Here is a 21,552-nt window from a genome sequence, read left to right as displayed (position 1 = left end):
GTGGGCGCGGCGCGGAGGTGGGCGCCGGACCAGTGTTCGACAGACCAGGAGGACCAGTGAGCGGCGATCGGAACGAGAGGCGCGGCGGGACGTGGGACGTCCCGACGGACGATCAGTCCGACGCGGAGCCCGAGCTGACGGGCGAGTTCACCATCGACTACACCCCGCCGGCCTGGTACACGCAGGGTGCGGCTCCGGCCGCGCAGGTACCGGGGCTGCCCGAGGGCAGCGGTTTCGAACCGCACCGTCCGTCGGATGCGGCCCCGCCCGCGACGACGCGGATGGCTCCGCCGGCGCCGAGGTCCCCGTCGGACGGCGCGGGCCTGCCCGCCCCTTCGCCGGCGCAGGCCCCCACCCCGGCCCCGGCCGAGCCCCCGGCTCCGGGTCCGGCTGACGCGGGTCCGACCGGTGCGGTCCCGCCCTTCCCGGTTCCTGCTCCGGCCGACGCGGGTCCAGCCGGCGCGGCCCCACCTCTCCCGACTCCGGGTCCGGCCGGTGCGGTCCCGCCCTTCCCGGTTCCGCCTGTGCCCCCGGTCGAGGTTCCGGCGTTCCGGGCCTCGGCCCTCCCGCCGACCGAGCCCGAGGCTCCCGCACCCGCCGCACCGGCGGAGTTCCCGGCCCGGCTCGAGCCCCCCGCGTACCGGGCCGAGCCCCCCGCGCCGCCCGCTCCCCCGGCCCCGGCGGAGAACCCGGCCCGCATCGAGGCTCCCGCCTACCCGGCCCCCGCGCTCCCGCCGACCGAGCCGCCCGCCTACCCGGCCCCGATGGCGACCCCGGCCGAGGCCGAGGCCCCCGCGCCGCCCGCTCCCCCGGCCCCGGCGGAGAACCCGGACCGGACCGAGGCGCCCACCTACCCGGCCCCCGCGCTCCCGCCGACCGAGGCCGAGGCGCCCGCATACGATGTCGAGGCCCCCGCGCCGCCCGCTCCCCCGGCTCCGGCGGAGAACCCGGCCCGGGCCGAGGCGCCCGCGTACCCGGCCCCGGCGCTCCCCCCGGTCGAGGCCGAGTCGAGCGCGCCGGCCGTGGCCGACGCCGTGCCCGCCGTGGAGCAGGCCGCGCCGGTCAGCCCCACGGATGCACCGCACGCCGGTGCGGAGAACCCGTTCGGGGGAACCGGCGGCCCGCAGCAGCCGGCCCCGCCCTCGTTCCCGGCCCGGGACGACTACGCGTTCCAGCCGCCGGGCCCGGCTCCGGCGCCGGTCGCTCCGGCCCCCGCGCCGCAGTACGACCCCCGCTCCGGCGCCCAGTGGCCCAACGGACCGCAACAGCACCAGCCGCAGCCGCACGACGCCCGGTACTCCGGCCAGGCCGGCGGCGGCGGGGCGCCGCTCGGCTACACGGCCGCCGTCGAGCTGTCCTCGGACCGCCTGCTGCGCAACAAGCAGAAGCCCAAGAGCAGCAACAACGGCGGCGCCGGCGGCCGCTTCCGCTTCGGCGGCAAGGCGGCCGAAGCGGAGCGCCAGCGCAAGCTGGACCTGATCCGCACCCCGGTCATGTCCTGCTACCGCATCGCCGTCATCAGCCTCAAGGGCGGCGTCGGCAAGACCACGACCACCACCGCCCTCGGCGCCACCCTCGCCACCGAGCGCCAGGACAAGATCCTGGCCATCGACGCGAACCCGGACGCCGGCACGCTCGGCCGCCGCGTCCGGCGCGAGACCGGGGCGACGATCCGCGACCTGGTCCAGGCGATCCCGTACCTGAACTCGTACATGGACATCCGCCGGTTCACCTCGCAGGCGCCCTCCGGCCTGGAGATCATCGCCAACGACGTGGACCCGGCCGTCTCGACGGCCTTCAACGACGAGGACTACCGCCGCGTCATCGAGACGCTGGGCCGCCAGTACCCCATCATCCTCACCGACTCGGGCACCGGACTCCTCTACTCCGCCATGCGCGGGGTCCTGGACCTCGCCGATCAGCTGATCATCATCTCGACCCCGTCCGTGGACGGCGCGAGCAGCGCCAGCACCACCCTCGACTGGCTCTCCGCGCACGGGTACGCCGACCTCGTCTCGCGCTCCCTCACCGTCATCTCGGGGGTCCGCGAGACCGCCAAGATGATCAAGGTCGAGGACATCGTGCAGCACTTCGAGACCCGCTGCCGCGGCGTCGTCGTGGTGCCGTTCGACGAGCACCTGGCGGCGGGCGCCGAGGTCGATCTGGACCTGATGCGGCCCAAGACCCGCGAGGCCTACTTCAACCTGTCCGCCCTCGTGGCGGAGGACTTCCTGCGGGCCCAGCAGCAGGCCCCGCAGGGCCACTGGGGGGCCGCGCACCAGCAGCTCCCCCAGCCCCACCCGCAGCAGCAGCCGCCTCCGTACGGCCAGCCCCCGGCGCAGCCCCAGTCCCCGTACCAGCAGCCGCCGCAGCAGCCGCCGTACGCCCAGCCCTACCCGCAGCCCGGCCAGCCGTGGCAGCAGCCCCCGGCCCCGCCGCAGCAGCCCCAGCAGCCGCCGCGGGACCCGCGCCTCGGCTGACCGGCCGACAGCAGGAAGGGCCCGTACCGCCCCGGAATCCGGGGCGGTACGGGCCCTTGCCCGTCAGTGCGTCGGCCGGCCGAGGCTCAGCGCGCCGTGTCGTACGCGTCCGTCAGCACCCGCGCCCGCTTCACGTCGTCCGCGATCGCCTCCAGCAGCCCGTCCAGCGACTCGAACCTGGCCATCCCGCGCACGTACGCGAGGAAGTCGACGGCGACGTGCTTCCCGTACAGGTCCAGCCCGATCCGGTCGATCGCGTACGCCTCCACGGTCCGCTCGGTCGCGTCGAACTGCACGTTGGTGCCGACCGAGATCGCCGCGGGCATCCGCTCGCCGTCGGCCGTCAGCCAGCCCGCGTACACCCCGTCCGCCGGGATCGCGGTGTGCGGCGCCGTCTCGACGTTCGCCGTCGGGTACCCGAGCTCGCGCCCGCGCTGCGCACCGCGCACGACCACGCCCTCGACCCGGTGCGGACGCCCGAGGATCTCGGCCGCGCCCTCGATGTCGCCCTCCGCCACCAGCCTGCGGGCCAGCGTCGAGGAGAACGGCACGCCGCCACCGGCCTCGCCGCGCTCGACCAGGTCCACCACCTCGACCTCGTAGTCGTAGGTGCCGCCCAGCTCGCGCAGGAAGTCCACGTTCCCCGCGGCCCGGTGGCCGAAGCGGAAGTTGGGGCCCTCGATGACGGCCCGCGCGTGCAGCTTGTCGACCAGCACCTTCACGATGAAGTCGGCCGGGGAGAGCTTCGAGAACTCCGCCGTGAACGGCAGGATCAGCAGCGCGTCCACACCGAGCCCGGCCATCAGTTCGGCGCGCCGGTCGTAGGGGGCCAGGATCGGCGGGTGGCTGCCGGGGCGGACGACCTCGCTCGGGTGCGGGCTGAAGGTGACGACGACGGACGGGACGCCGAGCTCGCGCGCCTTGGCCACGGCGCGTCCGATGATCAGCTGATGACCCCGGTGCACGCCGTCGTAGGAGCCGATGGTGACGACGCTGCGTCCCCAGTCCTGGGGGATGTCCTCCAAGCCACGCCAGCGCTGCACTGTGACCGCTCCTCGCCCGAACCTGTGTAGGCCTTGTACTGATTGCCGATTGCAGGTCTAAGACTGCCATGCCGGTGCCCGCGGCCCCGCATCGGCGTCCGGCTGGTGCGACCGCCCGCACCGTCACGGCCCCGCCTCACGTCACGTCCGGAGCGGCCCTGCCGAACGTCTCCACGGTGCGGCGCGCGGTCGGGCCCAGCAGGGCCGCCGCCTCCGTGTCCGCCTGCGCCAGCCAGCGCGCCACGAGCGCCCCGAAGGCCGGCTGGGAGCGGGCCAGCTCCACCGTCCGGCGCTCGAACACCGCGGGCCCGCCCGGTGCCGCGAGCAGCTGCCGGCCGGTGCGCCGCAGCAGGTCCCGCGTACGGTTCTCCGGGCGCGCCACGGCCCCGGCCGCGACGGCTCCCAGGAAGGCGTCGAGCACCCGCGGGTCCGCCTCCTCGCGCAGCAGGACGTCGGCCAGCTCGCCGCGCAGCGCGTACGAGGGCCCGCCGCCCGGCGCGGCCAGTACGGCGGCCAGCTCGGCCCGTACCGCCGCCGGGGCGGACCGCAGCAGGTCCAGGACCAGCGGGCGCAGCACGGGCCCCGCGGCCGGGCCCTGATCGAGGCGCCGGTCGACGAAGGCGGCGGCGTGCGGGGCGTCCTCGGGGCGGCGCGCGAGGTGTTCGCGTACGAGGTCCCCCGCCCGCCGGGCGAGGCCCGGCGTGGTCAGCGCGGCCAGGGCGCGCAGCACTTCGCCGTCGGCCCGGGCCCGCAGCGCGTCGAACACCGCGTCCGGGTCGGGCAGTACGGGCAAGGCCGCGACCAGCGCGGCCGCGGGCAGCCGGGCGCCGTGCTCGGGGGCGCGGAAGCAGGCGAGGGCGTCGGGCAGGTAGCGGCCGCGCTCCTGCGGGTCGCGGAGCAGCGTCGCCAGGGCGCTGCCGTGCAGGGCCGCGTCGGCAGGGCGGGCCAGCAGGGCCCGGGCGGCGCGGCGCAGCAGCTCGCGGTCTGCGGGGGTGCGTACGCGTGCGGCGGTGGCGAGGCCGTACGCGGCGGCCGCGACCCGCCGCCCGGGCCGTTCGTCGTGGGCCCAGCGGTCCACGGCCCGGCACATCGCGGAGGGCTCCTCCTCGGCGAGTACGGCGAGCAGCTCGTCGGCGCGCGGGTGGGCGGCGGCGACGAGCGCCTCGGTCAGGTCGTCCACGGCGAGCCGGCGGTGGGTGTGCAGCAGGGCCTGCGCGGCGGTGGCGACGGTGGCCCCGGGCCGGCCGCGCAGCCTCCGGCCGTCGGAGAACCACGCGCAGAGCAGGGGCTGCGCGAGCCGGGGGTCCCTGGCGAGCCGGCGGGCGGCGGCGTCGAGGAAGCGCTCGCCGGGGACCGCCTCGGCGGGGTCGGCGGGCAGCAGCCGGCGCAGGAGGTCGAGGCGGTCGGACTCGGGCAGCCGCAGCCGGTTCCAGAACCGGCCCCCGAACTCGCCGGGGCCGGCGCGTGCCACGTGCTCGGCGAGGGCGTGCAGGACGGGGAGGTGGGGGCGGGCGTCGAGCGCCCGCAGCAGGGTTTCGCGCAACAGCCGTGAGGCCCACCAGGTCCGGTCGGGGCCGGCCGTGCCGGGCCCGTCCTCGGCGAAGGCGCCCAGGCGGTGGACGAGGCGCTCGAGCTCGGCGCGCAGGCGCTCGGCGGGCAGTCTGCGCAGGGCCTCCAGCACGGGCCCGATCCGGTGCCGGGGCACGGGCAGGCCGGACCCGGCGGGCCGGTGCACGAGGGAGTCCAGGGCGGTCGCGACGTCTAGGTGGAAGGCCTGGATCCAGTCGGCCAGCTCCTCGTGGGCGAAGCGGTAGCCGGGGCCGGCGGGCACCAGCAGCCGCTCGGCGAGCACGGCGGAGGCCCAGCCGGTGCGCCGGGGGAACAGTTCCTCGAAGTCGCTGCGGACGAGGACCCCTTGGCCCGGCCCCAGAGCGCGTCGGGCGGCCTCGTGGACCCGGCCGGCCACGCGTGCGGCGAGCCGCCGCACGCCGGGGCCGTGCAGCCGGCTGCCGTCGGCGCGGTCAGCGGCGGCGATGCGGACCGCGGCGCGCAGGCACAGCAGGTCCAGGTGGGCGGTGAAGACCTCGTCGCGGCCGGGGCGGCCGTCGGTGACCTCGGCGGCGCGGATCCCGGCGAGGAGGCGCAGGGTGAGCGGGTGGCGGGCGTCGGCGTCCCGGACGGCGCCCTCGGGGATGCCGAGGCGGGCCCGGGCGGTCTCGGCCTCGGCGGCGGTGAGGTCGCCGAGCGGGACGGCGGGCGGCATCCGCCGGGCGGGGCGGGCCGGGGTGTGCAGCACCTCGGCCGGGAACAGGGCCCCGGCCCGCTCCCAGTGCTCGGGCCGGGCGGCGACGGCCAGCCGGGCCCCCGTCGCGCGCAGCCACCCCACGGTCGCCTCGGTCCAGGCCCCCAGGCGGTGCCCGAGCTCCGGCGGCATCTCCTCGGGGGCGTCGAGCACCACGAGCAGCCCCCGTCCGGCCGCCGCGGCCACCCGCGCCACCTGCCCGGCCTCGGCGGACCCGGGCCCCGCGGGCGCCACCGGCCAGCCGAACGCTCCCGACGACCACCCCACCGAACCCGCGCCCACCCCACGCGCCCCAGACCGCCCAGCCGACCCGGCCGACCCGGCCGACCCGGCCCAAGCGGACGCCTCGGACGCACTGCCCGACCCAGGCCGCGCATCCGGAGTCGACGCGGCAGTCGGCGCAAGCGGCCCAGGCCCCGCCGACGGCCCGGGCACCGCACCCGACCCAGTCGACCCGGAGCACGCATTCGACACCGACGCCCAAGCCGACCCGGACACCGCCGGAGACGCAAGCGGCCCAGCCCATGCCGACGGCTCGGGCGGCACACCCGCCCCAGGCACCCCAGACCACGCAGACGGCCCTAGCGCCCCAGTCGACCCCGGCCCCGCCGGCCCACACGCCGCAGGCGGTAGAGACGGCCCAGCCCATGCAGACGGACCCGACGCCCCGACCACCCCACGCCCCGCAGGCGGGTTCACGCCCCCGGGCGCCCCGACCGACGCGGGATGTCCAGGCGGCGCGGGGGCCTCGGCGCACGCAGGCGGCGGGGCAGGCGCCGGAGGTCGAGCAGAGGGCACCGACAGCGCCGGCCACGCGGCCGACCCGGCTGACCCAGCCGCACCAGCCGCACCAGCCGCACCAACCGACACGGCCGACCCAGGCTCGGCAGGCGACCCCGGCTCCGCAGACGGTACGGCCCAAGGGGACGGCCCGGCCGCAGCCGAGCCAGGCCACGCCGTCGGCCCGGTGGCCGCGGCCGACCCAGGGCACGCCCCGAGCCCGCCGGCCGCGGCCGCCCCAGGCCCCACCACCGGCCGCCCGGCCGCGAACGGCCCGGGCCCCACCGCCGGCCCGCAAACCGGCGCAGTCCGCGTCGCCCGCTCCGGAGGCTCGGTCGGCCTGCCCGTACGGCCCGGGGCGGTGACGGCGCGGGCCGCGGTGGTCAGGGCCCGGGTCACCGCGTCGGCCAGGGAGGCGTCCGCGGCCGTCAGGTCGGCGCCGCGCAGCCACAGCGTCGGGGCGGGGCGGGCTCCGCGGGCCCGGCGTACCGCCAGGGCCGCCAGCGCGGTGGTGCGGCCGGTACCCGGTTCGCCGACCAGGCCGAGGACGAGGCGGTCGCCCGTTGTGAACGCCTCGAGTTCGGCTTCGACCCCCGGCCGCTCCACCGGGTCGCGGCCGGGCTCCGCCCCGGGCGGGGGAAGGGCCGCGTCCACGGTGGCCCCGGTCAGTTCCAGGACCCCGGCGAGGTTCAGGTCCGGCCCGTACGCGGGGACGGTCGCGGCGTTGCGTTCCAGCAGGGCGGCCAGCGGACCGGCCGGGTCGGCGAGGGCCGCCGCGCGCAGGGCGACCGCGAAGCCGCCGGAGCGGTGCTCCGCCCGCAGAGCGGTGCCCAGGACCGCGAGCACCGCTCCGGTCCCGGCGTCGAGGACCGGGCCCCCGCAGGCCTCCCCGCCCTGGCTCAGCGCGTCCCGCCCGTCCGTCCCGATCGCCAGTTCCACCGGCACCCCCACCGGCAGGGCGTGCACGGCCCGCGGCCCGCCCGCCGTACCCGCCCGGTAGGTGACCCCGGCGCCCCCGAGCACCCGCGCCTGCCGCCATCCCCGCGCCGGCAGCCGTACGTACGTCCCCGGGGCGATGGCCTCGCACACGGCCACCGGCAGCGGACACAGGCCGAGCCCGTCGGTCCGGACGAGCGCCAGCGCGAACTCCGGCAGGGCGGTCACGTCACCCGCCTCGGCCACCCAGGTCCGTCCGTCCGGGCCCGGCGCGCGCAGCACCACGCGGCTCAGCCCGTCGACCGCCTCGTGACCGGTGACCACCGTCCCGCGGTCGTCGGCGACGAACCCGCTGCCGCGCGCCCGACCGGCGAGATCGCAGATTGTGACGAGCTCCGCCATGGCCGCACCACTCCCCCGCAACGCCCCGATCCACGACGGTAGGCAGGTGAAGATCAGCGCGAAAAGCACGTGAGGCGAACGCGCCCCCTTGCGCTCCCTCCATTCACTCCGAGCGCCTGCTCGGACGGGTGAATAAGGGGCTCCGGGTGGATAAAGACCTACCCGAGGGGGGTCGTGGAGCGGTGAGCGCCGATGGATGTGCGCTCACCGCTCCACGTCAACAACGCCGACAACGCCCGCAGCACGACAGCGGCGGCGGAGCGGCGGCGGCCGCGCGGCAGCGGACCGGGCGGCGGCGGGTCAGACGAAGACCGCGAGGGACTTGGCCTTGCCGCCCTTGCTCTCCACGAGCCCGAGCAGCGTTCCCTCCGGCCCGAAGACCGCCACGGTCCGGCCGGGCTCGTACGCGTCGGGCATCTCGATCCGCACGCCGTTGGCGAGCAGCGAGGCGCGCCGGGCGTCCAGGTCCCAGCGCGGGAAGGCCGCGGCCGCCGCCTCGCCGATCGGCATGACGGCCAGCTCCTCCTGGAGCTGGTCCAGCGTGCGCGCCCGGTCGATCTTGTACGGGCCCACCCGGGTGCGCCGCAGCGCGGTCAGGTGCCCGCCGACGCCGAGGTCGGCACCCAGGTCACGGGCCAGCGCCCGGATGTACGTACCGCTGGAGCAGACGACGGAGACGACGAGGTCGACGACCTTGGTGCCGTCCTCGGCCTCGGCCTCGCGCATGTCGTAGACCTGGAAGGAGGAGACGGTGACCGGCCGGGCCGGGATCTCGAAGTCCTCGCCGTCCCGGGCGCGCTTGTAGGAGCGCACGCCCTTGATCTTGATGGCGCTGACCTTGGACGGGACCTGCATGATCTCACCGGTCAGCTTGGCGATGCCCGCGTCCACGGCCGGCCGGGTCACCCCGGTGGCGTCCGTGGAGCTGGTGATCTCGCCTTCGGCGTCGTCCGTCAGGGTGTTCTGGCCCAGGCGGATCGTGCCGAGGTACTCCTTCTCCGTGAGCGCGAGGTGGCCGAGGAGCTTGGTGGCCTTCTCGACGCCCAGGACCAGCACGCCCGTCGCCATCGGGTCGAGCGTGCCGGCGTGGCCGACGCGGCGGGTCCGGGCGATCCCGCGCATCTTGGCGACCACGTCGTGCGAAGTGAAGCCGGACGGCTTGTCGACGATGACCAAGCCTCCCCCAGCCTCCGGCCGGGAGGTACCCCCAGGGGTCTTCTGCCCTGCGTTGGTGCTCATTCCGCGGCTGCGTCCTCGTCGGAGTCGTCGTCCTCGCCCGGCTTCTTGTACGGGTCGGCGTCGCCGGCGTACTTGGCACCCGAGGAGACCTCGCGTACCTGGGCGTCGGAGGCGCGCACCTTGTCGAGGAGGTCCTCGATGGTCTTGGCGTTCTCCGGGAGGGCGTCCGCGACGAAGGTCAGGGTGGGCGTGAACTTGGTGCCCGCCGCCCGGCCCACCGCGGAGCGCAGTACGCCCTTGGCGCTCTCCAGGCCCGCTGCCGCGCTGGCCCGGTCCTCGTCGTCGCCGTAGACCGTGTAGAAGACCGTGGCCTCCCGCAGATCGCCGGTGACCCGGGTGTCCGTGATGGTCACGTGCGTACCGAGGCGGGGGTCCTTGACACCACGCTGCAGCTTCTCCGCCACCACCTCCCGGATGAGGTCCGCCAGCTTCTTCGCCCGCGCATTGTCGGCCACTGGTCCGTCTCCTTCTTTTTTGCAGACAAGCAATCAGTCTTCATCACCGTGGAGGCGCCGCCGTACGGACAGCAGCTCCACTTCCGGACGCGCCGCGACCAGCCGCTCACAGCGGTCCAGTACGTCCGAGAGGAACCCCGCGTCCCCACTTACCAGAGCGACCCCTATACGGGCCCTGCGGTGCAGGTCCTGGTCGCCCACTTCGGCCGCGCTCACCGAGAACTTGCGTTGGAGCTCGGCGACGATGGGCCGGACGACGGAGCGTTTCTCCTTCAGCGAGTGGACGTCGCCGAGGAGCAGATCGAAGGACAGAGTCCCCACGTACATGCAGTTCCGGATGTCCCGCCGGTGCGGGTTCGACGGCCTGCCGGGCCGTCACCCGGCAGGATCACCCGTCCGCCGCGCGGCCGGGTCATCAGAACCGTACACGCAACGGCCGGGGCCGATCGACGGATATTCCGCCGACCGGCCCCGGTGTCACAGCTGCTACGACACGGTGCGAACCGCCTCGCGCTTACGCGCGGGGCTTCTCGCGCATCTCGTACGTCGCGATGACGTCGTCGATCTTGATGTCGTTGAAGTTTCCGAGGTTGATACCGCCCTCGAAGCCTTCGCGGATCTCGGTGACGTCGTCCTTGAAGCGGCGCAGACCGGAGATGGTGAGGCTCTCGGCGATGACCTTGCCATCGCGCAGGAGCCGCGCCTTGGTGTTGCGCTTGACCTCGCCGGACCGGATGAGGACACCGGCGATGTTGCCCAGCTTGGACGAGCGGAAGATCTCGCGGACCTCCGCCGTACCCAGCTCGACCTCTTCGTACTCCGGCTTGAGGAGACCCTTCAGGGCCGCCTCGATCTCCTCGATGGCCTGGTAGATCACCGAGTAGTAGCGGACGTCGACGCCCTCGCGCTCCGCCATCTGCGCGGCACGGCCGGCCGCACGGACGTTGTAGCCGATGACGATGGCGTCGGAGCCCATCGCCAGGTCGATGTCGGACTCGGTGACCGCACCCACACCGCGGTGCAGGACGCGGATGTCCACCTCTTCGCCGACGTCGAGCTGGAGCAGCGAGGACTCGAGGGCCTCCACCGCACCGGACGCGTCGCCCTTGATGATGAGGTTGAGTTCCTGGACCAGACCGGCCTTGAGGACCGAGTCGAGGTCTTCCAGGGACACCCGGCGGACACGCTTGGCGAAGTTGGCGTTGCGCTCACGCGCAGCACGCTTCTCGGCGATCTGACGGGCCGTACGGTCCTCGTCGACGACGAGGAAGTTGTCGCCGGCGCCGGGGACGTTGGTGAGACCCAGGACCAGGACGGGGGTCGACGGACCCGCTTCCTCGACGTTGTTGCCCTTGTCGTCGAGCATGGCGCGCACGCGGCCGTAGGCGTCGCCCACGACCATCGTGTCGCCGACGCGGAGGGTACCGCGCTGGACGAGGACGGTGGCGACGGCACCGCGGCCGCGGTCGAGGTGGGACTCGATCGCAATACCCTGAGCGTCCTGCTCCGGGTTGGCGCGCAGGTCGAGCGAGGCGTCGGCGGTGAGGACGACGGCCTCGAGCAGGGAGTCGATGTGCAGACCCTGCTTGGCGGAGATGTCGACGAACATCGTGTCGCCGCCGTACTCCTCGGCGACCAGGCCGAACTCGGTGAGCTGACCGCGCACCTTGACCGGGTCGGCACCCTCGACGTCGATCTTGTTGACCGCGACGACGATCGGGACGCCGGCGGCCTTGGCGTGGTTGAGCGCCTCGATCGTCTGCGGCATGACGCCGTCGTTGGCCGCGACCACGAGGATCGCGATGTCGGTCGACTTGGCACCACGGGCACGCATGGCGGTGAACGCCTCATGACCCGGGGTGTCGATGAAGGTGATCTTGCGCTCTTCACCGTTGACCTCGGTGCCGACCTGGTACGCACCGATGTGCTGCGTGATGCCGCCGGCCTCGCCCGCGACGACGTTCGTCTTGCGGATGGCGTCGAGGAGGCGGGTCTTACCGTGGTCGACGTGACCCATGACGGTGACGACCGGCGGACGCGGCATGAGGTATTCCTCGCCGCCCTCGTCCTCGCCGAACTCGATGTCGAAGGTCTCGAGGAGCTCGCGGTCCTCCTCCTCCGGGCTGACGATCTGAACCTGGTAGTTCATCTCGCCCGCGAGGAGCTGGAGGGTCTCGTCGGAGACGGACTGCGTGGCAGTGACCATCTCGCCGAGGTTCATCATGACCGCGACCAGCGACGCCGGGTTGGCGTTGATCTTCTCCGCGAAGTCGGTGAGGGACGCACCGCGCGACAGGCGAACGGTCTCGCCGTTGCCGCGGGGCAGCATCACGCCGCCCACGGACGGGGCCTGCATGGCCTCGTACTCCTGGCGCCTCTGACGCTTCGACTTGCGGCCGCGACGGGCCGGACCGCCGGGACGGCCGAAGGCACCCTGCGTGCCACCACGGGCACCGGGACCACCGGGACGCCCGCCGAAGCCGGGACGACCGCCGCCGCCGGCACCGGCCGGACCGCCGCCGAAGCCGCCGCCACCGGGGCGCGGGCCGCCGAAGCCGCCACCGCCGCCGGGACGCGAGCCCGGACCGGCCGGACGACCGGCGAAGCCGCCGCCCGCGGGGCGACCGGCGCCACCGGGGCGCGGACCGCCCGCACCGGGACCACGGCCACCGGGGCCGCCACCGGGACGGGGACCGGGACCACCGGCAGCGGGACGCTGCGGCATCATGCCCGGGTTGGGACGGTTACCACCGGGAGCACCGCCCGGACGCGGGGCGCCGCCCTGCGGACGGGGCATGCCGCCCGGAGTGGGACGGGCACCGCCGGGACCCTGGGGACGCGGAGCGCCACCGGGGCCGCCCTGCGGGCGGGGAGCACCCTGGCCGCCGCCGGCGCCGGGGGCACCGGGACGCGGGGCGCCGGCCGGACGGGGCGCCTGGGGGCGCGCCATACCGGTGGAGCCGCCGGAGGTGAAGGGGTTGTTGCCCGGACGGGGACCCGCCGGACGGGCGCCCTGCGGACGCGGGGCCTGGCCGCCGGGACGCTGCGCCGGGGCACCGGGAGTGGTGCCGGCCGGACGCGGGGCGCCGGGACGGGCGCCGGCCTGGCCACCCTGGGCGGCCGGACGCTGCTGCGCCGGTCGGGGACCGGGGGCGGCGGCGGGACGCTCGGTGCGCGCCGGGGCGGCGGGAGCCGCCGGAGGCGCGGAGAACTCGGTCGCCACGGGAGCCGCCGGAGCGGGCTTGGGGGCGGCCGGAGCCTTGGGGCCGGGACGCGGGCCGGATGCGGCCGGAGTCACCGGGGCGCTGACGGCCGGAGCCTCTGCGGCGGCCGGCTTGGGGGCCGGTGCGCCGGGCTTCGGGGCAGCGGGACGTGCCGCGGCGGCCGGGGAGGGCGCCGCGGGCTTGGCGGGCGCGGCCTTGCGGGGCGCGCCGGGCTTCGCAGCGGACTTGCCGGCGTTGCCGCCGGGCCCCTGCAGTGCGTCAGTCAACTTGCGTACAACCGGCGCCTCGATCGTCGAGGACGCCGAACGGACGAATTCACCGAGTTCTTGGAGCTTGGCCATGACGACCTTGCTCTCCACTCCGAACTCCTTGGCGAGTTCATATACCCGGACCTTAGCCACTTCGCTCCTTTTAGGTCCGGGTTACGCCGGACCGTCGCTACTTCATGGGCGTACTCATCGCGTACTCATCGAGTGCTCATCGCAATCTCGACCTACTTCCAACTCGCGAGGTACCTGACCGCACGGGGTATCCGTGCCGTACTACTTCTTACGGTGTCGCCTCGGCCTCGGGGGCCAGGGCTTTGCGCAGTTCCGTCGTGTCGAGCGCTCCGGCGGACCTGAGGGCCCGGGGGAACGCCCGGCGGCGGACCGCCTGGTCGAGACAGACCACGGCAGGGTGCACGTAGGCACCCCGGCCGGGCAGCGTACCGCGTGGATCGGGGACGCATTCGTCCTCGACCGCCACGATGCGCAGCAGATCGCTCTTGGCCGCTCGCTCCCGACACCCCACACAGGTGCGTTCGGGGCATGCGCGGGCTTGCGTCCGGCCAGACACGCCTAAGTCTACCTCCCCGCACCGACCTTCCCCCGACAAGTTCCGGGCGAAAATCGAACGGCTGTTGTGTTGTGGTGATCCACCGGCCCGTGGTAAGGCCGTCGTGTGGTCCTGTCTACCGCCCGGGCAACCCCGGGCGGTACCGGTTTATTCCCCGTCGCGGTCCGCGTCGGCGTCCGGGGACGTCTCGGTGTCGGGACGGATGTCGATGCGCCAGCCGGTGAGCCGCGCGGCGAGGCGGGCGTTCTGGCCCTCCTTGCCGATGGCCAGCGACAGCTGGTAATCGGGCACGGTCACCCGCGCGGACCGGGTGTCCCAGTCCACGACCTCGACCTTGCTCACCCGGGCGGGTGACAGCGCGTTCGCGACCATCTCCGCCGGGTCGTCCGACCAGTCCACGATGTCGATCTTCTCACCGTGCAGCTCGGCCATGACATTGCGCACCCGGCTGCCCATCGGGCCGATGCAGGCGCCCTTCGGGTTCAGGCCCGAGCGGGTGGACCGGACGGCGATCTTGGTGCGGTGACCGGCCTCACGTGCGATGGCCGAGATCTCGACGCTGCCGTCCGCGATCTCCGGCACCTCCAGCGCGAAGAGCTTCTTCACCAGGTTGGGGTGGGTGCGCGAAAGGGTCACGGACGGACCGCGGACACCCTTCGCCACCCGCACGACGTACGCCTTCAGGCGCAACCCGTGCGTGTACTCCTCGCCGGGCACCTGCTCCTGCACCGGCAGGATGGCCTCCAGCTTGCCGATGTCGACGAGGACGTTCTTGGGGTCCTTGCCCTGCTGGACGACACCGGTGATGACGTCGCCCTCCCGGCCGGCGAACTCGCCGAAGGTCAGGTCGTCCTCGGCGTCGCGCAGACGCTGCAGGATCACCTGCTTGGCGGTCGTCGCGGCGATGCGCCCGAAGTCCGACGGGGTGTCGTCGAACTCCTTGGGCTCCTGGCCCTCTTCGAGGTCCCTCGGGTCCTCCGTCGCCCACACGACCACGTGACCGTTGGTGCGGTCCAGCACGACGCGGGCGCGGCGGAAGCTCCCCTCGGTACGGTGGTACGCGATGAGGAGGGCCGACTCGATCGCCTCGACGAGCAGGTCGAAGGAGATCTCCTTCTCCCGGACCAGACCCCGCAGGGCACTCATGTCGATGTCCACGGCTACGCCTCCTCTTCCTTCTTGTCCTTGCGGCTGAACTCGATCTCGACACGCGCCTTGGCGATGTCGGTGAAAGCAATGCGGCGGGCGGTCGCCTTGCGGCCCTTCACGCCCGGGACCTCGAGGTCCATTCCCTCGTCGTCCACGCCGAGGATGCGGGCGATCAGTTCCCCGCCCTCCGCCAACTGGAACTTCACGAGGCGGCCCGTCGCCCGTACGTAGTGACGGTGCTCACTGAGGGGGCGGTCCGCGCCGGGGGAGCTGACTTCGAGGACGTACTCGTCCTCGCCCATCACGTCGGATTGGTCGAGCTCGTCGGAGACCTCACGGCTCAGCTCGGCACACGCGTCCAGCTCCACACCCTCATCGGAATCCACGATGATCCGCAGCATCCGGCGCTTGCCCGCCTTGGACAGCTCGATCTCCTCGAGGTCCAGGCCCTTGGCGGCGACGAGCGGCTCCAGCAGTCCGCGCAGCCTGTCGCTCTGGGTGGTGCTCATCCGGGTGACTCCTCGGCCGCGTGTGCTGTTGTGGTTTCCGTCGTGCGTCAGGTCAAAGGGTATCCGGTCGCGGAGGGTGTTGCCGTCCGCCCTGTGGACGGGGCCCCGGGTACGGTGATCACACCTGCCCCGCCATCACCCCCGAGGACGTCGCCGTGCCCTGGACTCTGTCATCGAGGCCCTCGCGCAGGAGCCTGCTCGCCGGAGCGGCCGGAGCGGCCGGAACCGTGCTGCTCGCCGGGTGCTCCGACGCCGGTTCGCCCGGCACGGACACCGGGATTCCACTCGAACGGCGGATGCGGGAAGCGGCCGTTCGTGACAGTGCGCGGCTGCTGGAACGTTACGCCGCCACGGCCGCCGCCCATCCGGCTCTGGCGGCGCGGCTCGCGCCGCTGCACGCCGCCGTCGCCGCGCACGCGGCGGCCTTCTCCCTCACCCCTCCGGGCGCCCCCTCCGCCTCCCCGGCCGGCGGTACGGGCGCGGCCGCTCCCGCGCCGAGCGCGGAGCCGGTGGCGCCGAAGCCCGCCGACGCCCTGACCGCCCTCGCGGACGCCGAGCGGAGCCTGTCGGAGGCCCGGACCATCGACCTGGCCGGGGCGCCGGGGGAGCTGGCCCGGATGCTGGCCTCGGTGGCCGCCTGCGGAGCCGTCCACGCGTACCTGCTGACCTCGACCCCCGGAGCCACGCCGTGAAGCCCGAACCCTCCCCCGCCGGCCGGGCCCTGGAGGCCGCCCAGGCCGCGCTCGCCGCCGAGCACGCGGCCGCGTACGGCTACGGGGTGATCGGCGCCCGGACCACCGGGGCCCGCGCGGCCGAGGCCCGGGAGGCCTACGGCGGCCACCTGGCGCGACGGGACTCGCTGGCCCGGACGGTGCGGGAGCTGGGCGGCGCGCCGCGGCCCGCGGAGGCGGCGTACGCCCTGCCCTTCGAGGTGCGCGGCGCGGCCGACGCGGAGCGGCTGGCCGCCGAGATCGAGGACCGGGTGGCGGGCGCGTACTCCGATCTGGTGCGGGCGGCGGAGGGCCCGCTGCGCCGTGAGGCGGCCGACGCGCTGAGCGCCGCGGCCGTGCGCGCGGCACGCTGGCGCGGTGTCGGCGTAGCCTTCCCTGGGCTCACCGAGAAGCGCTGAAGTGGCGAAGCGGGCCCGGCACAGCTGAAAGGGACCACGCACGCATGGTTTTCGAACCGCCGCAGCGGCTTGTACGGGCGCTCGGCGAGCTGCCGGAATCGGCGCAGGACGCGGAGTGGCTGGAGCAGTTGCCGGGGCTCACCGAGGCCGCGCTGTCCCGGCGCGAGGTGCAGGCCCAGCGGGTGCAGGCCCCGGGCGGCCGCAGCAGTCTGGTCGTCCTCGTCCAGTACGCCGACGGGACCCCGGCCGCTCTGAAACTGGCGCCGCCGCGCGCCCGGCCCGACCGGGAACTGGCCGCGCTGGCGCACTGGGGCGGCTTCGGAGCGGTACGGGTCCTCGACTCGCGGTACCACGAGGAGGACGGGGCGCTGCTGCTGGAGCGGCTGCACCCGGAGGTGTCGCTGCGGTCGCTGCCGGACGCCAAGGCGCTGCTGGAGGCCGGCGGCACGCTGCGCAGGCTGTGGGTGGCGCCGCCCGCCGGGCACGTCTGGGAGACGGTGGCCGAGCGGACACGGCGGCAGTCGGCGGCGCTGCGGGCGGCCCCGGCGGAGGCCCGGGCGCTGGCGGACACCGCTCTGGCGATGCGTGACGAGCTGGTCGCGGCGCCGCCGGAGGAACTGCTGCTGCACGGGAACTTCCGGCAGGGCAAGGTCCTCGCCGGCGAGCGCGCGCCGTGGCTGACGGTGGGTCCGGAGCCGGTCGTCGGCGAGCGGGCGTACGACCTGGCGCGGCTGGCCCGGGACCGGCTGGAGGACCAGGTGGCCACGTCGGCGGGGGCCGCGGGCGCCCGGCGCCGGGTGAACCGGCTGGCCGACGCCCTGGAGGTGGACCGGGAGCGGCTGCGGGGCTGGACGGTGTTCCGGGCGGTGGAGTCGGGGCACCGGGCGCTGGCCGCGGGGCGGCGCCGGGAGGCGGAGCTGTTGCTGGAGTTCGCGGCCTGGCTGTAGGGCATACCGTAGGTAAATAGGTATGTCCGGCTATGTCCGGCAGGGGGTCGTCCTCATGGTCGAAGAACTCCTGACAGCGGGAATCGCGGCCGCGGCCGGTGTCGCCGTGTATGTGGGCGCTGCGGCGCGGGTGGTGAAGCAGTACGAGCGGGGCTTGGTGTTCCGCTTCGGCCGGCTGCGGAACGACATCCGGGGGCCGGGTTTCACCGTGATCGTCCCCGTGGTGGACCGGCTGCGGAAGGTCAACATGCAGATCGTGACGCTGCCGGTGCCGGCCCAGGAGGGCATCACCCGGGACAACGTCACGGTGCGGGTGGACGCGGTCGTGTACTTCAAGGTCGTCGACCCGGCGAACGCGATCGTGGCGGTGGAGGACTACCGGTTCGCCGTCTCGCAGATGGCGCAGACCTCGCTGCGCTCGATCATCGGCAAGTCGGACCTGGACGATCTGCTGTCCAACCGGGAGATGCTGAACCAGGGGCTGGAGCTGATGATCGACAGTCCGGCGGTGGGGTGGGGCGTGCAGATCGACCGGGTCGAGATCAAGGACGTGTCCCTGCCGGAGACGATGAAGCGGTCGATGGCACGGCAGGCGGAGGCGGACCGGGAGCGGCGGGCGCGGGTGATCAACGCCGATGCCGAGCTCCAGGCCTCGCACAAGCTGGCCGAGGCGGCGGAGGTGATGTCGGAGCAGCCGGCCGCGCTGCAGTTGCGGTTGCTGCAGACCGTGGTCGCGGTGGCCGCGGAGAAGAACTCGACGCTGGTCCTCCCGTTCCCGGTGGAACTCCTCCGCTTCCTGGAACGAGCCGCCCCCGCCCCGCCGGGCCAGTCGCCCGCGCCGGCTCCCGGAACCCCGGCCGTCCCCGGAACCCCGGCCGCTCCCGGCACCCCGGCCGCTCCCGGAACCCTGGCCGCTCCGGGCGCTCCGGGCGCTCCGGGCCCCCTGCCGTCGGGCCCCGCCCCGGCGATTGCCCCGGCCCCGCACGGAAGCTCCGCCCCCGGAGTCCCGGCTCCTCCCGGCACCGCGGGCTCGCTGCCAGCGGCCCCGGCCCCGGCCGAAGCCCCCGACCCGGCCCGGGCCCCCGGCGCTCCCGGCCGGGGTCGTACGCTCCCCGCGGCTCCGGTTGCGGCCGACACCCCGGCTCCGGGCGAGGCGCCGGGCCCGTCGGCCGTTCCGGGTGATGCCGAGCCGCCGCCGGCCGTCGACCTTGCGCTGGACGGGGCGCCGCCGCCGCGGGAGGACCCGGACGATCTCCGCGCCTAGGCGTTGGCCCGCTGCGCGGGGCTTCCTCCCCCACCCCGCCCCTTCCCGGAACCGGGCTCCGCCCGGACCCGCCCCTCAATCGCCGGCGCGGCTCAAAGACGGGGCTCCGCCCCAGACCCCGCGCCTCGAACGCCGGCGAGGCTGGATGGCCCCCGCCCAAGCCGGCCACGGGCCGCCATGCCCGAGGTGGGCAACCAAGGCGCCGCGAAGGCCGGCTCAGCGCTGCCGGCAAGCGGCCTTCGCGCGGCACGTGCGATGTCAGCCCAGCCAAATTCCAGCCCCGCCGGCGATTGAGGCGCGAGGCCCGGGGCGGAGCCCCGATCACTGAGCCGCACCCGGCCACACCAGGCGGCAGGCCCAGGGCCCAGCCCCGCCCATCCAGCCCCGCCGGCGATTAGGGCGCGGGGCCCGGGGCGGCCCCATCACGGAGCCGCACCCGGCACACCAGGCAGCAGGCCCGGGGCCGAGCCCCGGTCGCGGGGGGCGGGGTCGGGGGTGTCGGCCGCGGGGCCCCGTTACCGGGGGACGGGCGTCAGGCGGGTGAGGGCCTCCGGGAGGGCGAGTTCCTCGCGGTGGCCCGTCGCGCGGTGCTGGAGTTCGACGACGCCGTCGGCCGAGCGGCGGCCCGCGACCAGGATCCACGGCACGCCGATCAACTCCGCGTCCGTGAGCTTGACGCCGGGCGACAGCCCGGGACGGTCGTCCAGCAGGACCCGCAGCCCCGCCTCCGAGAGGGCCGACGCCGCCTGCTCGGCGAGAGCCAGCGGCACGGCCTTGCCCGCCGCCACCACGTGCACGTCGGCCGGAGCCACGGCCGCCGGCCAGGAGAGGCCGCGCTCGTCCGCCGTCTGCTCGGCCAGCGCCGCCACCGCCCGCGAGACGCCGATGCCGTACGAGCCCATCGTGACCCGCACCGGCTTGCCCTCCTTGCCGAGCACGTCCAGGCCGAACGCGTCGGCGTACTTGCGGCCCAGCTGGAAGATGTGCCCGATCTCGATCGCGCGGTCCAGCCGCAGGCCCGCGCCGCAGGACGGGCAGGGGTCGCCCGGCTCCACGACCACCACGTCCAGGTACCGGTCCACCTCGAAGTCCCGCCCGCAGACCACGTTGCGCGCGTGCGCGTCGGCCTTGTTGGCCCCCGTCACCCACGCCGTGCCCGGCGCCACCCGGGGGTCGGCGAGGTAGCGGACCTTGTCCAGGCCCTGGGGGCCCACGTAGCCCCGTACGAGGTCGGGCCGGCCCTCGAAGTCCTCGGCCGTCACGAGCTCGACGACCGCCGGGGCCAGGTGTTCGCCCAGCTTGCCGAGGTCGACCTCGCGGTCGCCCGGGACGCCGACGGCCACGATCTCCCCGTCCACCTTGACCAGGAGGTTCTTCAGGGTCGCCGAGGCCGGGACGCCGAGCAGCGCCGCCAGGGACTCGATCGTCGGGGTGTCGGGGGTGTCCAGCTCCTCCACGGGCCCGTGGTCGCCGGCGGCCGGCGTCAGCGCGAAGGTCACCGCCTCGGTGTTCGCCGCGTAGTCGCAGGAGGGGCAGTCCGCGAAGGTGTCCTCGCCGGCTTCCGCGGGCGCCAGGAACTCCTCGGACGCCGAGCCGCCCATCGCCCCCGACACGGCCGACACGATCCGGTGGTCCAGGCCGAGCCGGGTGAAGATGCGCTGGTAGGCGGCGCGATGGAGGGCGTACGACTGCGCCAGCCCCTCGTCGGAGACGTCGAAGGAGTACGAGTCCTTCATCTGGAACTCGCGCCCGCGCAGCACTCCCGACCGCGGCCGCGCCTCGTCCCGGTACTTGGTCTGGATCTGGTACAGCATGACCGGCAGGTCCTTGTACGAGGTGCACTGGTCCTTCACCACCAGGGTGAAGATCTCCTCGTGGGTGGGGCCGAGCAGGTAGTCCGCGCCCTTGCGGTCCCGGAGCCGGAACAGCAGGTCCCCGTACTCCGACCAGCGCCCGCTGACCTCGTACGGCTCCTTCGGCAGCAGCGCGGGGAGCAGCACTTCCTGGGCCCCGATGGCGTCCATCTCCTCGCGGACGACGCGCGAGACGTTGTCCAGCACCCGCTTGCCGAGCGGCAGCCACGTCCACACGCCCGCCGAGCTGCGCCGGACGTAGCCGGCGCGGACCAGCAGCCGGTGGCTGAGGGTTTCGGCGTCGGCGGGGTCCTCGCGGAGGGTCTTGGCCATGAGTCGGGACATGCGCTGCACGTGAGGTGTGGACATGCCGGGAGATTACCGGCGTCCGCACCGGCGGGGGTACCGCGTTTCCCGGGGCTGCGGCTCAGGGCCTCGGCAGCGGCAGCGGGGCGCCCATCACGGCGTACGGGAGGCTCGCGCTCGGGAAGTGGACCTGGCGGGCGAGGTCGGTGTAGCCGAGGGTGCGGTAGAGGCGTCGGGCGGGGCTGTCGGTGTCGATGGCGGAGAGGATCGAGCGCGGTTCGGCGGCGCTGTCGGTGATCTCGGTGATCAGCGCGCGGCCGACGCCGTGGCCCTGGAACCCGGGGTGGACGTGCAGTTCGGTGATCACGAAGGAGCCGTCGAGCCAGTGCTCGTGGCCGCCCGCCCGCAGGTAGGGCTCGACGATGGTGGACCACCAGTGGGTGCGGTCGTTGGGCATCCCGTAGACGAATCCGGTGAGCGCGCCGTCCTCGGCGAAGGCCCCCAGCGCGCGGGCTCCGCGGCAGGTCATGTGGCGCTGCACGATGTAGCGCCGGATACCGACCTCCTCTTCGCTGAGGCCGAAGGCGACGGCCTGCACGCGCAGGGCCTCGTCCACCCGGGCGGCGAGGTCGAGGGGGCCGATGCGGACTCCGGAAGGCAGCATGCGGCGACCTTACTTCGCGGTAGGGAGGGCCGG

General features: G+C 74.8%; 16 protein-coding genes and 1 pseudogene. 5 read left to right on the top strand and 12 right to left on the bottom strand.

Annotated features, from left to right (window positions below; genetic code table 11):
- Positions 1 to 56: 56 nt before the first annotated feature.
- Positions 57 to 2,480, top strand: a complete 2,424-nt coding sequence (locus BGK67_RS39460) for an SCO5717 family growth-regulating ATPase (RefSeq protein ID WP_069922200.1) — start codon at positions 57 to 59, stop codon at positions 2,478 to 2,480.
- A gap of 86 nt (positions 2,481 to 2,566) precedes the next feature.
- Here the strand turns inward: BGK67_RS39460 and BGK67_RS25135 are convergent, their stop codons facing one another.
- From BGK67_RS25135 to rimP, 10 genes and pseudogenes are all read right to left on the bottom strand, one after another.
- Positions 2,567 to 3,523 carry a bifunctional riboflavin kinase/FAD synthetase gene (locus tag BGK67_RS25135; RefSeq protein WP_079154658.1) on the bottom strand — a complete coding sequence of 319 codons (957 nt, stop codon included), beginning with the start codon at positions 3,521 to 3,523 and terminating at the stop codon, positions 2,567 to 2,569.
- A gap of 136 nt (positions 3,524 to 3,659) precedes the next feature.
- The gene (locus tag BGK67_RS25130; protein ID WP_069922198.1) at positions 3,660 to 6,059 is read right to left on the bottom strand and encodes a hypothetical protein; all 2,400 of its coding nucleotides are present in this window, start codon (positions 6,057 to 6,059) and stop codon (positions 3,660 to 3,662) included.
- 837 nt (positions 6,060 to 6,896) lie between these two features.
- Positions 6,897 to 7,943 (bottom strand): annotated as a pseudogene (locus BGK67_RS41230) (serine protease); the annotation flags it as partial.
- Positions 7,944 to 8,243: 300 nt separating this feature from the next.
- Complete coding sequence (gene truB / locus BGK67_RS25125; RefSeq protein WP_069922197.1) at positions 8,244 to 9,182, bottom strand: tRNA pseudouridine(55) synthase TruB; 939 nt, start codon at positions 9,180 to 9,182, stop codon at positions 8,244 to 8,246.
- A complete protein-coding gene (gene rbfA, locus BGK67_RS25120) occupies positions 9,179 to 9,637 on the bottom strand; it encodes a 30S ribosome-binding factor RbfA (protein ID WP_069922196.1) in 459 nt (152 codons plus the stop codon). Before rbfA ends, truB begins: the two co-directional genes overlap by 4 nt.
- A gap of 33 nt (positions 9,638 to 9,670) precedes the next feature.
- Positions 9,671 to 9,964, bottom strand: coding sequence for a DUF503 domain-containing protein (locus BGK67_RS25115; RefSeq protein ID WP_030651158.1), 294 nt, complete (start codon positions 9,962 to 9,964; stop codon positions 9,671 to 9,673).
- A gap of 187 nt (positions 9,965 to 10,151) precedes the next feature.
- Positions 10,152 to 13,262, bottom strand: coding sequence for a translation initiation factor IF-2 (gene infB / locus BGK67_RS36510; RefSeq protein WP_079154361.1), 3,111 nt, complete (start codon positions 13,260 to 13,262; stop codon positions 10,152 to 10,154).
- A 148-nt stretch (positions 13,263 to 13,410) separates the two neighbouring features.
- On the bottom strand, positions 13,411 to 13,698 hold the full coding sequence (locus BGK67_RS25105; RefSeq protein WP_069922194.1) for a YlxR family protein: 288 nt from the start codon (positions 13,696 to 13,698) through the stop codon (positions 13,411 to 13,413).
- A gap of 147 nt (positions 13,699 to 13,845) precedes the next feature.
- Positions 13,846 to 14,856 (bottom strand): transcription termination factor NusA, encoded by a 1,011-nt coding sequence (nusA, locus tag BGK67_RS25100; RefSeq protein WP_069922193.1) that lies wholly within the window; start codon positions 14,854 to 14,856, stop codon positions 13,846 to 13,848.
- Between the two features lie 2 nt (positions 14,857 to 14,858).
- The gene (gene rimP, locus BGK67_RS25095; RefSeq protein ID WP_069922192.1) at positions 14,859 to 15,356 is read right to left on the bottom strand and encodes a ribosome maturation factor RimP; all 498 of its coding nucleotides are present in this window, start codon (positions 15,354 to 15,356) and stop codon (positions 14,859 to 14,861) included.
- 155 nt (positions 15,357 to 15,511) lie between these two features.
- Here rimP and BGK67_RS25090 point away from each other — a divergent pair, with 155 nt between their 5' ends.
- The 4 genes from BGK67_RS25090 to BGK67_RS36505 are packed head-to-tail and all read left to right on the top strand — an operon-like array spanning position 15,512 to position 18,696.
- Positions 15,512 to 16,048, top strand: coding sequence for a hypothetical protein (locus BGK67_RS25090; RefSeq protein WP_069922191.1), 537 nt, complete (start codon positions 15,512 to 15,514; stop codon positions 16,046 to 16,048).
- Positions 16,045 to 16,485, top strand: a complete 441-nt coding sequence (locus BGK67_RS25085; protein ID WP_069922190.1) for a ferritin-like domain-containing protein — start codon at positions 16,045 to 16,047, stop codon at positions 16,483 to 16,485. The genes BGK67_RS25090 and BGK67_RS25085 overlap by 4 nt, the downstream gene beginning before the upstream one ends.
- A gap of 44 nt (positions 16,486 to 16,529) precedes the next feature.
- Positions 16,530 to 17,432, top strand: a complete 903-nt coding sequence (locus BGK67_RS25080; RefSeq protein ID WP_069922189.1) for an aminoglycoside phosphotransferase family protein — start codon at positions 16,530 to 16,532, stop codon at positions 17,430 to 17,432.
- 55 nt (positions 17,433 to 17,487) lie between these two features.
- Positions 17,488 to 18,696, top strand: a complete 1,209-nt coding sequence (locus tag BGK67_RS36505) for a slipin family protein (RefSeq protein ID WP_079154657.1) — start codon at positions 17,488 to 17,490, stop codon at positions 18,694 to 18,696.
- 515 nt (positions 18,697 to 19,211) lie between these two features.
- On the opposite strand, the gene BGK67_RS25070 is transcribed toward BGK67_RS36505, so the two are convergent.
- Both BGK67_RS25070 and BGK67_RS25065 read right to left on the bottom strand, forming a co-directional pair.
- Positions 19,212 to 20,918, bottom strand: a complete 1,707-nt coding sequence (locus BGK67_RS25070) for a proline--tRNA ligase (protein WP_069922188.1) — start codon at positions 20,916 to 20,918, stop codon at positions 19,212 to 19,214.
- A gap of 58 nt (positions 20,919 to 20,976) precedes the next feature.
- Positions 20,977 to 21,519, bottom strand: coding sequence for a GNAT family N-acetyltransferase (locus BGK67_RS25065; protein ID WP_069922187.1), 543 nt, complete (start codon positions 21,517 to 21,519; stop codon positions 20,977 to 20,979).
- Positions 21,520 to 21,552 lie beyond the last annotated feature (33 nt).

The sequence above is a fragment of the Streptomyces subrutilus genome, from assembly GCF_001746425.1.
Lineage (GTDB): Bacteria > Actinomycetota > Actinomycetes > Streptomycetales > Streptomycetaceae > Streptomyces > Streptomyces subrutilus_A.
This window is presented reverse-complemented; position numbering and strand designations above follow the sequence as displayed.